This window comes from Protofrankia sp. CiP1_Cm_nod3 (assembly GCF_982290655.1).
In genome coordinates this window covers 12,029-13,406 of record NZ_CEVIVD010000031.1, presented here as the reverse complement: position 1 = coordinate 13,406, position 1,378 = coordinate 12,029, and the positions used below count along the sequence as shown (strand labels likewise).

Annotated in this window: 3 protein-coding genes; 2 read left to right on the top strand and 1 reads right to left on the bottom strand. The window is 73.1% G+C overall.

Annotated elements, in window-relative coordinates; genetic code table 11:
* Position 1: 1 nt before the first annotated feature.
* On the bottom strand, positions 2-214 hold the full coding sequence (locus AC5LUJ_RS08695; protein WP_250285807.1) for a hypothetical protein: 213 nt from the start codon (positions 212-214) through the stop codon (positions 2-4).
* Positions 215-417: 203 nt separating this feature from the next.
* On the opposite strand from AC5LUJ_RS08695, the gene AC5LUJ_RS08690 reads away from it, so the two are divergent.
* Together AC5LUJ_RS08690 and AC5LUJ_RS08685 are read left to right on the top strand one after the other, a co-directional pair.
* Entirely contained in the window at positions 418-588 is a 171-nt protein-coding gene (locus AC5LUJ_RS08690) for a hypothetical protein (RefSeq protein ID WP_250285808.1), read from the top strand.
* Positions 589-600: 12 nt separating this feature from the next.
* Positions 601-1,378, top strand: a 778-nt coding sequence (locus AC5LUJ_RS08685) for an MBL fold metallo-hydrolase (protein WP_493464753.1), incomplete at its 3' end; no start/stop codon positions are given.

Genomic DNA, 1,378 nt, shown 5'->3' with positions numbered 1-1,378 from the left:
GCTAGTCGACGGGCCGCAGGCTCATCGGGCCGTAGACCCTGCGGTCGCCCTCGTGGAGCACCACCTGTTGGACGCCGGCGGCCAGCAGCTCCTGCCAGATCTCCCCCAGCCAGGTCTCGGCGTCGCTCTGGGTCGGGAACGACTCCGACGGCAATGAGCCGGCGGGGGTGACCACCCCACCGTCCTCCGTCTCGAAACGCCAGGTCCAGCTCACCGTTTGGCCTCCTTGCCCAGGTCGTCGGTCCTCTTCGCTGTCCGTCGGAGACCATCCAACACCGGCGGTGGGCCCGGAGGAGACGACCAGCGGCGAGAGCGGCGGCGGCTGGGTGAACCGAACAGGTGGCCGGTGGACGGAAACACCCCATACGATCCGTCGGACGGCCGGGCCGGTCGACACAGAGGAAGGAGACCGTGATCATGGCTTCGCACGGTGTCACGACGTTGCTCGCGGAGGCCACCGCCGAGTCGCACGAGGCGCCCATGGTCTGGTGGCAGGTCGGGCTGGTCACGATCGGCGCGATCCTGCTCCTCGGTGTCGTGATCGCGCTCATGACGCTGGCCGACCGCAGGCGTCATCCGCACCCGTAGGCGTCCGGGCAGGTGCGCCTGAGGCTGCTGGGCACGGGGTCGGCCGACGGCTGGCCCAACCCGTGGTGCGGGTGCGCGTCCTGCGGGTGGGCCCGCGAACACCAGGTGCGCACCCAGACCGCGGTGCTCGTCGAGGACCGCCTGCTCATCGACTGCGGGCCGGACGTGCCGCGCGCCGCCACCAGGTTCGGGGTGCGGCTCGCCGACGTGCGTCATCTGCTGTTCAGCCACGCCCACGGCGATCACACCAGCCCCGAGGCCCTGCTGTGGCGGACGTGGTCGACGGTGGCCACCCGCCCGCTGGACGTCGTCGGGCCGCCCGCCTCGCTGGACGCCTGCCGCCCCTTCGTGGCGCCCCCGGACGGGGACACCGGGGCGTTGCGGTTCCACCCGGCACATGCCGGTGACGTCCTGTCACTGGACGGTTTCGTCATCCGCGCGCTGGCGGCCAACCACGGAGCCGCGTTCGTGGGCCCGGCGCTGCTCTACGACATCACGGCCCCCGACGGCGGGCGTCTGCTCTACGCCTGCGACACCGCCGCGCCGCTGCCACCGGCGACCCTGGACGCGCTGGCCGGCCGCGCCTTCGACGTCGTGCTGATGGAGGAGAACAACGGCGACCGGCCCGGCTTCGGCGACCACCTCGACCTGGCGACGTTCGCCGACGTCCTCGCGGAGCTGCGGCGGCGGGGCGCCGTGGCCGAGGCAACCCGGGTCGTCGCCGTCCACCTCGGCCACCGCAACCCGCCCGGCGACGAGCTCGCCCGGCGGCTGGCACTGATGGGCGCAC